Raw genomic sequence first — 13,665 nt, 5'->3', positions numbered from 1 at the left:
ATTCATTCTGGCCCTAAAATTGCGAGTTCATGCTCAACCAGAGGCGGCGGCCTTCCACCACATCATTGAACTGGTCAACACCGACACTTTTGTCAAACAGGTTGTAGATTGCGGCATTCAGTTTGACATTTTCGGAAAAAGCGTAAGAACCGCCAATATCGAAGGTGACATAATCGTCATATTCACGGCCGACAATTTTGCCGTTTTTGTAAACCGCCTTACCGGCAGTACCGGTTCTAAAACCCGCATTGGTTTCCTTGCCGTGATAGGTTGCGGCAGCAAAACTTTCGAGCTTTTCAATCGGTGTTTGCCATTCGGCGCGCAGATTGGCTATGTGTTTTGGCGTTCTTGCCAAAGGCAGCCCCTCATAATCGCCGCTCTTTTGTTCGGAATGGGTGTAGGTGTAGTTGGAACGGAAGGTCAAAACATCAATCGGTTTCCACGAACCGGTAAGCTCCACCCCTTGCATCACAGCATCGTCGATATTGAGGTTTTCATAAAGCACATAATTCGGGTCAACCGACCATTCAACCGGCTTGCCATTGCTATCCAGAACCTGCCGGTTGGTGATTTTGTCTTTGAAATCGGTGTAGAAATAGGTTGCCCCCAGTTCGAGATTATCAAGATTGTCCCAAATGGCAGAAAATTCATAAGAGGTACTTTTTTCCGCTTCCAGATTGTCGGCACCGACAATCACACCGCAGCGGTTGCGCCCTTTCGGGGGATTGCGCCCGTAAAAGCAATTACCACCTCCGGTTGTATAAGCATATCCGGGTGCAATTTCACGAATTTCCGGTGCTTTGAAGCCGGTTGAAACACCGCCTTTGAAAACCAGATTGTCGGTGGCATGCCAAACAGCATAACCGCGCGGGCTCCAATGTTCGCCATAAATCTGGTGGTGGTCCATACGCACCCCGCCGGTTAGCGAGAATGTATCGGTGAGCCACCATTCATCTTCGGCAAAACCGGCCCATTGTTCGATGGTAAATTCTTCATCAAGTCCGGTGCGCATACCGGGGTTCTGGTCGGTCAATGCCCCTCGGTTGAATTGCCCGCCGGTTACCAATGTGTGGCGGCCAAAAATGTCGAACGGGGTGGTAAATTTGCCATCGACAACGGTGTTTCGTATTTCCGGCGAACGCAAATTGGCAACATAATCATGGGTCGGGCTGTCCCATGTGTAATTGGTGCGGCTTGCGGTTTCCTGCAACACCGAAAAATCGGCAGTGGTAAAGCCGTAACGGCCGGTATAGCCGACAACCCAATGGTCACGATCATTCTTGTTATAGGTGTCAACAGGTGCGCGGCTGATATTTTCGGTTCTCTCGATATTGTGGCCCACCGAACTATAGCGGCGCAGCCTTGTGTGACCGGCTTCAAAGGTGAGATCATTGTTTTCGTCCGGTGTTACGGTAACTTTGCCGGTAATGTCGATTTCCTTTTTCTTCGGCGTACCGGAAATAATATCATCTTCCTCGCGTCCCAAACCTCTTCCCCAAAGCTGCATTCCCACAACATCGGGCGCCAGAGGGCCGCCGACATAATAGCTTCCTTGAGCGGTATTACCAAATTTGCTGTACTGGTTTGCCGTACCGTCAATGGTAAAGGAACCGGTCCATTTGTGCGGCACTTTGCGGGTGATAATATTGATAACACCACCCATTGCATCCGAACCGTAAAGCGACGACATCGGCCCGCGCACAACTTCAATCCGCTCGATTGCGGCAGCCGGCGGAATGAAACTTTGCTCGAAACCGGAATTGCCATTGGTGCGTGCTTCACGCGTACTCTGACGTTTGCCGTCAACCAGAATAAGCGTATAGGCACCGGGAAGCCCGCGAATGAAGATATCCTGTTCGGCCGCTGTCCCCGTCACAGCAACACCTTGAACATTCCTCAAGGCATCGGTCAAATCACGGAACGAACCTTTTTCGATTTCCTCGCGCGGGATCACCGAAATACTGGCCGGTGCATCTTTCACATTCTGCTCGAAGCCGGTCGCACTCACCACCACTTGGCGTAACATTGTACCTTCATCGGCAAGTGGCGCCTGATTATCAGCTGAAGCCGGAGCGGCAGAATTCGAAGTGGCTTCACTATTTTCACTTTCCGCCTTTTCCCCCGTCACGTTTTGCTTTTTTTTCGCAAGAGAGGGTTTGCTCTGTTTGCCATTTTTGGCAATTTTTACTTCGTTATTGACGGTCTCGGCAAAGGCTGTGCCATTAAAAAATAGGCTCGTTGAAAAAAACTGCTGCAAGCAAGTGCAACCAACATTTTCCGGCTTGCGCTGAAACCTTTTGCCCCCGAGAGGCTTTCACTCGCACTGAATTCTTTCCCCCGACCGCTTTCGTTTTCCGCTCTGAAACTTTGGGCAGCCATGTCTCGGTGGCTTTTCAAAATTTTTCCGGCCGTCATCGCATTCTGACAGGCCAAAAATTCCTGATCATTTGAAAAATGTTCTCCTTCACCGTACCCGATCGACATACGCAATCCCTCGAATTTTTAAAGTTGATAAAAAAGGTATAGAATTGAGAAACAGTTAAAAAAATATTTAAACCTAATGTCAACACTCAAGTTTTAGAATAGTTCAAAATTTCAGTAAAACGTGTTGAATAATAATCACTTAGAAACGAAAAAAAATAAAATTCTAAAATATAGAATGCAACTATCGGCATGTGGATAGTTTTTCATTTATCGTTCTACTATTTATTTATAGGGGTGAAATAAAATATATTTTCGAATCGCTAAGGGAACGATCGTTATAATTTTGATCAGACACGAAATTCAGTCGACAGAATAACTGTTATCTTGTTGAAATATTATGAACGACAATCAGGAAAAATAGCAAAAAAGGGCGAGAAAATCGGAGATAAATTTAAAGAAAGTCCATGAAAAGAGCCGAAGAATTTAAACCTCTATAATCCGGCATGATCCGTTCTTTCCCGTTCTTGTCAGCCAAAAATCAGGGCTTTGCTTGCCGCAAGTTTGCAACACGACAATTGATTGAACCGGCTACGATTTGGCTTTAAAAAAACAGGCAGAAAAACAAAATGGAAAGCGGCTTTTCAAAGTTTGAATTTCCAAAAAGCCCGAATTTTCAAAAACCCCGAATTTTCAAAAAAACGCGTTCAAAAAACCGACTTTGGTTCGGGGTGCGCCACGTTGAAGGCAATAGGCTCTTGATGGGTGATTTTCATTTTCGGCAAGAAACTTTGTAACAGTTTCCAAGGAAAACAAGAAACTTTGTCACACTTTTCAACAAAACTTGCCCACCATTTGCCCAAAGGGAGCAATCAAGTTTCTTGCCGGTCTTTTTAGCATTTTATAATTTCAGCACTTTATGAAATGCAGAGGTGTGATGACGTGCAAGGTTTTGGAATTCAGCTTTCTTTACTTTCCCTTATATTGCTCATCGGTCACTTCTTCCATCCAGTCGGCACTTTTGCCATCAACTGTTTCCTGTATTGCATAATGTGACATTGCGGTGTCAGGGGAAGCACCATGCCAATGTTTTTCACCCGCTTCAAACCAGACAATATCGCCGGCAAAAACTTCCTTGACTTCTCCACCTTCGCGGCCGATAAACCCGCGCCCGAAAGTGATAATCAGAGCCTGCCCCTTCGGGTGCGTGTGCCAATGTGTGCGTGCTCCCGGCTCGAAGGTGACATGACCGGCAAGAAGGTTTGACCCTTGATGCGGGTCGATTGCCGGATCAAGTCTCACCCGACCGGTAAAAAACTCTTCCGGAACTTTGCCGGAAGGGCGGCTGCCACTTCTTTTGATTTCCATTGTTTTTCTTCCCTGAAATGTGGTTGGTTATGAATTCCGGCTTTGCTTTGGAATGGTTGTTTCAGCGCGCTGCCAACAAAAACATTCTCCCAAACATTTTTCCCGAACGCTCTTTGAAAGCGCATAAACAGTACTTGCAAAAACACTCTTCCAAACAGTCTTTGAAAGCGCATAAACATGATTGGCTGAAAGAGCAGGGGCTTTGCCGGTTCGCGCTTTTGCTCGCTCGGTCAAGCCAAGCGCCAACGGGGTTTGTTGTGAAAAGGGGTTTGTTGTGAGCGTTGCTTGTTGTGAGCGGGGCTTGTTGCTCGCCCCGCTTTCTCGACTTAAAACCGTTTTCCGGAATAAAATTTTTAGAACACAAGCGTTTTTCAGAATGAGGCCATGTCGATGACAAAGCGGTATTTCACATCGCTTTTGAGCATGCGTTCATAAGCCTTGTCGATTTCCTGAGCTTTGATGAGCTCGATATCGGCGGTAATGTTGTGTTTGCCACAAAAATCGAGCATTTCCTGTGTTTCGGCAATGCCGCCAATGCACGAACCGGCAAACGAACGACGTGCCATAATGAGGTTGAAAACGCCAACCGGCAAAGGTTCGGCCGGTGCACCGACCTGCACCAATGTGCCATTGACTTTAAGAAGGTCGAGATAAGCGTCGATATTGTGCTTGGCCGCAATGGTGTCGATAATCAAATCAAGCGTTTTTGCAGCTTTTGCGAGGTTTTCGCTGTCGCGTGTCAAAACCACATGATGGGCACCAAGACGACGCGCATCGGCTTCTTTGGAAGGCGAGGTGGTGAGCATCGTCACGTCAGCCCCCATAGCGTGGGCAAGTTTCACCGCCATATGCCCCAAACCGCCAAGACCGGCAACACCCACTTTCATACCTTTTCCCGCTTTCCAGTGGCGCAAGGGCGAATAGGTGGTAATGCCTGCGCAAAGAAGCGGTGCTGCTCCTGCAAGATCAAGATTTTCCGGTACCGACAAAACAAAGTTGTCGTTCACCACAATGCGTTTGGAATAGCCGCCGAAAGTATAACGGTCTTTTCCGGTCTCAGGGTCTGGGCTGTTATAGGTAAGGGTGTTGCCCTTTTCGCAATATTGTTCAAGTCCCGCACGGCAGCAATCGCACGTCCCGCAGGAATTGACCATGCAGCCCACACCCACCGTGTCACCTTCTTTGAAACGGGTTACTTTTTTGCCCACGCGGCGCACCTTACCGATAATTTCATGACCTGGCACACAAGGATAAAGTGTGCCCGCCCAGTCACTGCGCGCGGTGTGAAGGTCGGAATGGCAAACGCCGCAATAGAGAATTTCAATATCTACATCATGGTCAAGCGGGTCACGCCGCTCGAATGTGAAAGGGTGGAATGTCTTATCAGGGCCGTCAACGGCAAATGCATCACATGTAAACATATAGGGAATTTCCTTTTGAATAGTCGTTTTACTATCGGTTTTTCTTCATGTTGCTTTTTTGTTTTTTTACTTTTTTGTTTTCCGGTTTTTAATATCGTTTTTTACTTCTCCGGTTTTTTAAAAAGCTCAAGCGGCGGTATTTCATCCGAAATTGAAATCATCCGGTTTTATCCTCTTTCCTTGCTCAAGCAATTATTCGCTTTTTCTAGCGGTTTTATAAGCGCAATTCTTGTTTAAAAAATTCCGCTCTTTTTAAATCCGGTTTCCCCAAGAAAATGACGGTCAAGAATGAAACGGTCTAACCGCAAATAGAAAGCGTCAATTCTATTTCCGGTTGTTTCGGGTTCAATTCTTTTTCCTGTTAATAACAACTATATTCTTCAAGACGATTTTGATAAACTCTATCAAGATCATTGGGCTTATGAATTTTTTTCATAAAAGCCGACAAATAGAAAACGATCGTGCGGCAAAACAGAAAGTGGAAAAATGGCAAAAGTGGCTTTTATCGGTTTGGGTGTAATGGGCTATCCTATGGCAGGGCATTTGAAAAAAGCCGGTCATGATGTAACGGTTTATAACCGCACGGCAAAAAAGGCGGAAAAATGGGTAGAGGAATTTCACGGTAAAAAAGCCGATACACCGGCCGAAGCAGCAAAGGGGCAGGATATTGTTTTTGCCTGTGTCGGCAATGACAATGACATAAGAGAAGTCACAACCGGCAAAAATGGCGCATTCAAGACAATGGCAAGGGGAAGCGTTTTTGTCGACCATACGACAGATTCGGCAAAGGTTGCCCGCGAGCTTGAAGAGGAAGCCAAAAAATGCGGCATCGGTTTTATCGACGCGCCGGTTTCAGGTGGTCAGGCCGGTGCAGAAAACGGCAAACTCACCATTATGTGCGGTGGTGAGAAGGATATATTTGAAAAAATTGCCGATGTTATGAAAGCCTATGGTATTTCGGTAAAGCGGCTGGGAAAAAGCGGTAGCGGGCAATTGTGCAAAATGGTCAACCAGATTTGCCTTGCCGGTGCTGTTCAGGGGCTTGCCGAAGGGCTTGCTTTCGGTAAAAAGGCCGGTCTTGATATGAACGAGGTTCTTGATGTCATTTCCAAGGGGGCGGCCGGTTCATGGCAAATGTCGAACCGCGGCACCACGATGGTTGAAGGCAAATTCGATTTCGGTTTTGCTGTCGACTGGATGAGAAAAGATCTCGGCATCTGCCTTGATGAAGCGCGCGCTAACGGCGCGGTTTTGCCCGTCACCGCTCTGATCGACCAGTTTTATGCCGATATTCAGGCAGAAAATGGCGGCCGGCTTGATACGTCAAGCCTTATCAAACGGCTCCCGCAATAATCTTGATACATCAAGCCTTATCAAGCGGCTCCCGCAATAGTCTCGTGACAGTCATTCATCTGCTGCAATTGGCTGCGAGGCATTCCGGTGAATGCGCTGCGCTTTCATTGCCGGTCAAATAACAAGCCGCCTGCTTTCTCTGAACCATTCTTGCAAGCGGCGGCTTTATTCGCCGTTTGAACCCGCGCGGCAAAATCGGCCGGTTCAACACCCATGCGTAGTTCATTGAAAGCGTGGGTCGAAGAGAAGAATCCGGGGCGTGAACCCAATTCCGGAAGCTCCAAATGTGCCAAAACAAGAAAACTCGTGCCTTATTTTATATCGGGGGTGTGCGGGCTTTCAAAGTTGAACCGCGAACAATCAATTTGCTTTTCAAAACGGTTTGCCGCACAGGTTTTAACGGGTTTTCAAGTCTTTCCATCAAACAATGATAGGCTTCGCGGGCAATGTCGCCAACCGGCTGGGCAATGGTTGTAATGCCGTTAAAGACAAGTTCCATCCATGGTTCGTCATCAAAGGCGGCAAAAGCCAGTTGATCGGGCACAACAATACCGGCTTTTTTTAAAAATGCCGCCGCTTTTAAAGCGAGAACCCCGTTGGTGAGGATGAGCGCATCGCTATCGGGATTTTTTGCAAGCGCATTTTTTAAAGATTTCGCCAAATTATCTTTTCCGTGTTTTACGGCCACACTTTGACCGGAAAGGTGAAGCGCCTTGATTGCTTCATCAAAGCCTTTTTGCCGTTCAAAACCGGTTCGGCTATCCGCTCCGTAAAGGCAAAGAATGTGTTTTCTGCCGTTTTCATAAAGGTGGTGCACAAGTTTTTTGGCAGCAGCATGATTATCGATCAGCACTGAATCATAAATCATTTCATCGGGCGTGCGATCAACAAGAACAAGCGGGCGTTGGAGTTTTGCCGGCTTTTCTTTGCGGCTTGTTACGTGTTTGCGGCTTCTTAAAAGCGTGGGAGAAAGAATGATGCCGGCAACGTTTTCTTCCTCCATCAGGTCGAGATAGGCCTTTTCCTGCTCGAAATTTTCATCCGTATTGCATAAGATCACATGCTGGTTTTTCGTTTTTGCAATGTCGTCGATTGCGCGGGCAAAGCGGGTAAAAAACGGGTTTCTGATGTCGGCAATGATAAGGCCTATCATATCATTGCTATGTCCGCGCAACCGGCGGGCGGCAAGGTTCGGCCGGTAACCGGTGGCAAGGATTGCCTCTTCCACTTTGCTTTTCAATTCATGGCTCACAACTTTGCCGGAAACAGCACGCGAAACGGTGGCAACCGAAACACCGGCAAGTTTTGCAACATCCTTAATTGTGGCAGCCATTCGATTTTTCTTTCTTTCTTCGTGCCTGAACACGATAAATAGGCGTTTTTTCCTTGAAAACGTTTCCAGAATTTGCTGTAAAATTATATGACAGAATTAAACGTTTGCTTGATATTTTTCAAGAAAACGTTTTCAATTCATTTTGAAAAAGCCCGAGGGAGGAAACCCGTGGCAGCAGCATCTGAAAAGACAGCAATTCTTTCCGAAAATGCAATTTTGTTGAATGCGGATTTTCCCGACAAGGAGTCGGCCATTCTTGCCGCCGCTCAACTTCTCGTTGATGAAGGCGCAATTGAACCGGCTTATGGAAAAAGCATGTTGGCGCGTGAAAAGGTTGCCAATACGTGGCTTGGTTCAGGCGTTGTCATTCCCCATGGCATGGTGGAAGACCGCAACCTTGTCAATCGTGATGCCATTTCGGTTATTCAGGTTCCAAACGGGGTGGATTGGCAAAATGGCGAAAAGGCAAAACTGATTTTTGCCATCGCCGCCAATTCCGATGGACATATCGAAATTTTAAAAAGATTGACACGCCTTCTTGGTCATCCCGATGCTTTGCAAAAACTTGAAACCACGGGCGACAAATCGGTCATTATGGCAGCCCTTGTCGAAAATGACGATGCACCGCAAAGTGAGGCTGCCGATCTTCGAGTGACCAAGGAATGGGTTCTTGATTATCCGTCCGGTCTTCATGCGCGTCCGGCGTCGATCTGGGTGGAATTTGCCAAAAAAAGCGGGCAGAAAATTCTGGTTCGTAATGGCAATAGTCAGGCCGATATGACAAGCCTTGCCGGCCTCTTGCAACTGGGCGGGAAAAATGGTGACACGCTCATTTTTTCAACCGATGCGGAAAATGGTGAACAGCTTCTGGGTGAAGCGGTTTTAATGGCAAGAAAAATCACGTTAAGCGAGCGGGAAGCGGCCGAAAAAGCGGACGTAAAACCGAAGAAAATCTATGGCTTCCGGCCACCTTCAGGAAAAGCGGGAATTGGCGGCCTTTCGGCAAGCCCCGGTCTTTCTGTCGGTACAATTTTTATTCTGGAAAACGGTGCGGGTGAAGTCGAAGATAAGCCGGAGAAACTTTCTGAAGATGCCGCACGGCTTGAAAACGCTTTGGGGCGCACCAAAGACAAGATGAAAGCGATTGTTGATGATGTAACCCGTCGCATCGGCGCGTCGGATGCTGCCATTTTCAAGGCACAGGCCACCCTTCTTGATGATGATAACCTTATCGCTTCTGCCTGCCATTTGATGGCGGAAGGCCATGGCGTGGCATGGAGCTGGAACAAGGCGGTCGAAGAGGCGGCCAATGCCCTTCAACATATGGATAATCCTTTGCTTGCCGCCCGCGCAGTGGATTTGCGCGATGTCGGCGGGCGTGTCCTTGCCGAGATCGACCCGCTTTATGCCAAAGGCTCCTTCGAGAATATTGGTAACGGGGCAATTATTGTTGCGGAAGATTTAACACCCTCCGACACCGCCAATCTTGACCCTGAAAAAGTCCACGGTCTCATCACCGCATCGGGCGGGCCAACCTCGCACACCGCCATTCTTGCACGCACTTTGGGAATTCCTGCGCTGGTTGCAGCAGGAAACAAGGTTTTTGAAGCAAAGAATGGCGAGAGCGCAATTGTCGACGGCTATAACGGCATTTTATATCTTTCGCCCACGAAAGAAGATGTCGAGGCTGCACAAAAGCAAATCGTCAAATTGGCAGAAGAGCGTGAAAAGGAAGTTGCCGAACGTGCCAAGCCCGCAAAAACCACCGATGGCCATGTAATCGACATTGCCGCCAATATCAACCGGCCCGATCAGGTTGCCTTTGCATTGGATGAAGGGGGTGAAGGTGTGGGGCTGATGCGCACGGAATTTTTGTTTCTGGAAAGCACAGAAACGCCCGACGAGGAGACGCAATATAAAGTCTATCGCGATATGCTTTCGGCATTAAATGGCAAATCGCTTATTATCAGGGCGCTCGACATTGGTGGCGATAAACAGGTTGCCCATCTTGATTTACCGAAAGAAGATAATCCGTTTTTAGGCGTCAGAGGTGCGCGGCTCCTATTGCGCAGAAAAGACCTGCTGGTGCCGCAAATGCGCGCAATTTATCGCGCCGCCAAAGAAGGCGGGGATCCGTGGATTATGTTTCCGATGATCATGTCGGTGAACGAAATTAGAGAATTGAAAACGCTTGCCGAAGAAATCCGCAAAGATCTTGCCGCGCCGGTTTTGAAAATCGGCATTATGATCGAAGTACCGGCGGCTGCCATTATGGCCGATATTTTTGCCCCCCATGTCGATTTCTTTTCAATCGGCACCAATGATCTCACCCAATATACTATGGCGGTTGACCGGCAAAATCCCGACCTTGCAGCCGAGGCTGACAGCCTCGACCCGGCGGTTTTGCGGATGGTGGAAAGAACGGTTGCAGGGGCTGAAAAAGCAGGAAAATGGGTGGGCGTTTGTGGCGGCATTGCCGGTGACCCGTTTGGCGCGATGCTGCTTTCCGGCCTTGGTGTCAATGAATTGTCGATGACCCCGCGCGATATTGCAACCGTCAAGGCAAGGCTCAGGGCAAAAAGCCTTGCCGATATGCGCAAGCTTGCCAACAAGGCTTTGCAATGTGAAACAGCCGAAGAGGTTCGCGCTCTTGACGAGGCCAAGTCATGAAAATTGCAACACTCACCGTCAATCCGGCAATTGATGAAACAATCCATTTAAAAAAGCTTGAACGCGGGCATGTCCACCGTGCAGAAGAGGCGCGTTTCAATGCGGGCGGCAAGGGTATCAATGTGGCGGCCTGCCTTGCCGATTTTTCTGTTGAAACGGCGGTCACAGGGTTTCTTGGAAATGCCAATAGCCGGCTTTTTGAAGAGCTCTTTCAAAGCCATCATATCGAAGACCGCTTTATCCGCTATGAGGGGGAAACGCGCACCAATATCAAAATCGTTGACGAGGGCGAAACCACCGACATCAATTTGCAAGGGGTCAGCCCGACGGTGGAAGAAATCGCAAAATTGCAAAATATTGTCGATGATTTTGTCGCCGAAGGCGCGCTTATTGTTATGAGCGGCAGCCTTCCCCCGAAAATGGATCCGCGTTTTTATAGAAACGAGGTTGAAAGGGCGGGGAGAAGCGCAAAAATTATTGTCGATTGCAGCGGAAAAGCGCTTCAGGAAGTGTTGAAAGCGGAAAAACTTCCCCTTGCTATCAAACCCAATATTGACGAGCTTTCGGCCTTTTCAGGTCAAAAGCTTGAAAATGAAGGCGAGGTTTTAAACATTGCCCGCTCGTTGATTGACCGTGGAATGAAGCTTGTTGCCGTCTCTATGGGCGAAAAAGGCGGGCTTTTTGTTTCTCGTGAAGGAGCTATTCACGCGCAATATTTGCTTTCGGGTGTCAAAAGCACTGTCGGGGCGGGCGATGCCATGGTTGCAGGCATTGCAAAAAGCATTTCCGACAATGCAAAACTTGAAGATATTGCACGCCTTGGCACAGCCTTTGCGGTTGGCAAACTTCAAAAATTCGGACCGGCTTTGCCGGAAAAGACGATAATCGAAAATTTGGCTCAAAAGGTAGAATGTCGGCGGGTCGGTTGATCGCCGCATTTGAACGAGGAGAAGAACATGACTTTGATAGCCTTGATAGATGGTGCGGGCGGTGGTGTGCATAGTTTGCTTGCCCGTGAAGTTCTTCAAAAAGCCGCAAGCGAAAGGGGCGTACTTTTAAGCCTTGAAATCGTCGAGACGGGAACTTTGCCGCGCATTCCCAAAGATGCCGGTGCCGACAGTTTGCTGCTTGTCAGCAACAATCATGATTGGCAAAGCGATCATGTGAAAAGCTTCAAAGGGCAATTGCAAAGGGTCACATTTGAAGAGCTTCTCAAAAACCCTTCTGCTATTATTTTCGGGGGAGCAAGCGAAAATATTCCGGCAAAAAACGGGACAGAAAAAACAGCCGGTTCCGATCAACTTCATCAGGATTTGAATGGCGCCAATCGCAGTCTTAAAATTGTTGCCGTTACATCCTGCCCGACCGGCATTGCCCACACATTCATGGCGGCCGAAGGGCTTACAGAAGCGGCCAAAGCTTTAGGTCATGAAATCAGGGTTGAAACGCAAGGGTCGGTCGGTGCCGGCACACCTTTGACGGCGGCCGAAATAGCCGCAGCCGATCTTGTCATTATTGCCGCAGACCGTGAGGTTGACCGCACCCGTTTTGCCGGAAAACGCGTTTATTCCTGCCCGACAAAACCGGCTATCAATAATGGCCAAGCTTTGATACAGAAAGCCATTGAAAGTGCTGAAGTGCAAAAGCAGAAAGCGGCTCAGGACGGGGAAAGTGCTGAAATGAGTGAAACTGCCGGTGGTGTCTACAAACATTTGATGACCGGTGTTTCTTTCATGCTTCCCTTTGTTGTTGCGGGCGGGCTTTTGATTGCGTTGTCCTTTGCCATTGGCGGCGTTGGTGTCACCAGTCAGGAAGGCACATTTGCCAATGTGCTTTTTGTCATCGGCTCCAAGGGCGGTTTTGCGCTGATGGTGCCGGCACTTGCGGGCTTTATTGCCTATTCGATTGCCGACCGGCCGGGCATTGCACCGGGGATGATCGGCGGGTTATTGTCGCAAAATATCGGCGCCGGTTTCATTGGCGGCATTTTTGCCGGTTTCATTGCCGGTTATTCGGTTCGCCTTGCCATCAAATGGATCAAATTGCCGAAAAGCTTGCAAGGCTTGATGCCGGTTCTAGTTTTGCCACTCATTGCCACATTGATAACCGGCCTGTTGATGATGTTTGCTATCGGAACGCCGGTCGCAGCACTGCTTAATTTCCTCACCGAATGGCTCAAAGGCTTGCAAGGCACCAATGCCTATCTCCTTGGCGCCATTATCGGCGGCATGATGGCGGTTGATATGGGCGGGCCGGTCAACAAGGCAGCCTATGCAACTTCGGTTGCACTCATTTCATCTGGCGTTTACGGGCCGATTGCTGCAACTATGATTGCCGGTATGACACCGCCTATGGCCTTGGCACTTGCCGCATGGATTTTTCCCAACCGCTTTACAACCGACGAACGCTCCTCGAAAGTTTCAACCTTCATTCTGGGGCTTGCTTTCATCAGCGAAGGGTCCATTCCTTTTGCCGCACGCGACCCGTTCCGTGTCATTCCCGCACTTGTTGTGGGGTCTGCTGTTGCCGGTTCCATTGCTATGGGGCTCGGCACGGGTCTCCGCGCTCCCCATGGCGGCGTATTCCTTGCCTTTATTCCGGGTGTCGTTATCAATTATATCGGTTATTTTGCAGCCCTTATTATTGGTACAATTGTTACCACAATTGTTCTCGGGCTTTTGAAACAACCGCTTGTTGCGGCAGAAAAAAAGGCCTGAACGGCACGCATTCCTTTCCGCCATAGGATTTTATGGCGGAAAGTGGTTTCATGCAGAAAGCGATTTCATGCGGAAAGTGATTTCATGCGGAAAGTGATTGACTAAAACGAGCTTTTCAAAATGAAGTGAGTTTTGCAAAATTTCGCTTGGGGTTTGAGGTCACAAAACCGGAAAAGCTTTGTTGGGAAAAAACGCCTCGCCGGTGCGACGCTCATTGCCCTTGCCCCCTTCAAACTTGCTTTCAATTGGCCACAATGAAATCTGGCATTTCGGCGCTAATCAAGTAGAACAGCTTATCAGAAAAAAGTTTCAAAACTTTCATTTGGTAAGCCAAAAATACGCGCTCCCCCCAATTCATTTTGTTTTTTAAAATTGGGATGCG

The 13,665-nt window shown here is 48.4% G+C and carries 8 protein-coding genes; 4 read left to right on the top strand and 4 right to left on the bottom strand.

Annotation, left to right across the window (positions count from 1 at the left end):
• Positions 1–13: 13 nt before the first annotated feature.
• The 3 genes from H3S82_RS09720 to H3S82_RS09710 all read right to left on the bottom strand — a co-directional run bounded on the left by H3S82_RS09720 (position 14) and on the right by H3S82_RS09710 (position 5,210).
• Positions 14–2,128: a TonB-dependent receptor domain-containing protein gene (locus H3S82_RS09720; RefSeq protein ID WP_370541285.1), complete on the bottom strand. Its 2,115-nt coding sequence runs from the start codon at positions 2,126–2,128 to the stop codon at positions 14–16.
• A 1,262-nt stretch (positions 2,129–3,390) separates the two neighbouring features.
• The gene (locus tag H3S82_RS09715) at positions 3,391–3,789 is read right to left on the bottom strand and encodes a cupin domain-containing protein (RefSeq protein ID WP_198233459.1); all 399 of its coding nucleotides are present in this window, start codon (positions 3,787–3,789) and stop codon (positions 3,391–3,393) included.
• Between the two features lie 371 nt (positions 3,790–4,160).
• On the bottom strand, positions 4,161–5,210 hold the full coding sequence (locus tag H3S82_RS09710) for an NAD(P)-dependent alcohol dehydrogenase (RefSeq protein WP_198233460.1): 1,050 nt from the start codon (positions 5,208–5,210) through the stop codon (positions 4,161–4,163).
• Positions 5,211–5,696: 486 nt separating this feature from the next.
• Between H3S82_RS09710 and H3S82_RS09705 the strand changes: the two genes are divergently transcribed.
• Complete coding sequence (locus H3S82_RS09705) at positions 5,697–6,563, top strand: NAD(P)-dependent oxidoreductase (protein WP_198233461.1); 867 nt, start codon at positions 5,697–5,699, stop codon at positions 6,561–6,563.
• A gap of 316 nt (positions 6,564–6,879) precedes the next feature.
• Here the strand turns inward: H3S82_RS09705 and H3S82_RS09700 are convergent, their stop codons facing one another.
• Complete coding sequence (locus H3S82_RS09700; protein ID WP_198233462.1) at positions 6,880–7,896, bottom strand: LacI family DNA-binding transcriptional regulator; 1,017 nt, start codon at positions 7,894–7,896, stop codon at positions 6,880–6,882.
• A gap of 168 nt (positions 7,897–8,064) precedes the next feature.
• Here H3S82_RS09700 and ptsP point away from each other — a divergent pair, with 168 nt between their 5' ends.
• The 3 genes from ptsP to H3S82_RS11305 are packed head-to-tail and all read left to right on the top strand — an operon-like array spanning position 8,065 to position 13,283.
• Positions 8,065–10,566 (top strand): phosphoenolpyruvate--protein phosphotransferase, encoded by a 2,502-nt coding sequence (ptsP, locus tag H3S82_RS09695; protein ID WP_369458705.1) that lies wholly within the window; start codon positions 8,065–8,067, stop codon positions 10,564–10,566.
• Positions 10,563–11,495, top strand: a complete 933-nt coding sequence (pfkB, locus tag H3S82_RS09690) for a 1-phosphofructokinase (RefSeq protein ID WP_198233464.1) — start codon at positions 10,563–10,565, stop codon at positions 11,493–11,495. The genes ptsP and pfkB overlap by 4 nt, the downstream gene beginning before the upstream one ends.
• 27 nt (positions 11,496–11,522) lie before the next feature.
• Entirely contained in the window at positions 11,523–13,283 is a 1,761-nt protein-coding gene (locus H3S82_RS11305; RefSeq protein ID WP_198233465.1) for a PTS fructose transporter subunit IIC, read from the top strand.
• The last annotated feature ends 382 nt before the right edge of the window (positions 13,284–13,665 follow it).

Source organism: Bartonella sp. M0192, from assembly GCF_016102305.1.
In the GTDB taxonomy this organism is placed as follows: domain Bacteria; phylum Pseudomonadota; class Alphaproteobacteria; order Rhizobiales; family Rhizobiaceae; genus Bartonella; species Bartonella apihabitans.
The sequence above is the reverse complement of the archived record's forward strand: the minus strand, read 5'-3'. Positions and strand labels throughout refer to the sequence as shown.

Bases quoted from the DNA above. Each gene is read 5' to 3' on its own strand.
- H3S82_RS09715 (WP_198233459.1), bottom strand. From the start codon at position 3,789: ATGGAAATCAAAAGAAGTGGCAGCCGCCCTTCCGGCAAAGTTCCGGAA.
- H3S82_RS09710 (WP_198233460.1), bottom strand. From the start codon at position 5,210: ATGTTTACATGTGATGCATTTGCCGTTGACGGCCCTGATAAGACATTC.
- H3S82_RS09705 (WP_198233461.1), top strand. From the start codon at position 5,697: ATGGCAAAAGTGGCTTTTATCGGTTTGGGTGTAATGGGCTATCCTATG.
- H3S82_RS09700 (WP_198233462.1), bottom strand. From the start codon at position 7,896: ATGGCTGCCACAATTAAGGATGTTGCAAAACTTGCCGGTGTTTCGGTT.
- pfkB (WP_198233464.1), top strand. From the start codon at position 10,563: ATGAAAATTGCAACACTCACCGTCAATCCGGCAATTGATGAAACAATC.
- H3S82_RS11305 (WP_198233465.1), top strand. From the start codon at position 11,523: ATGACTTTGATAGCCTTGATAGATGGTGCGGGCGGTGGTGTGCATAGT.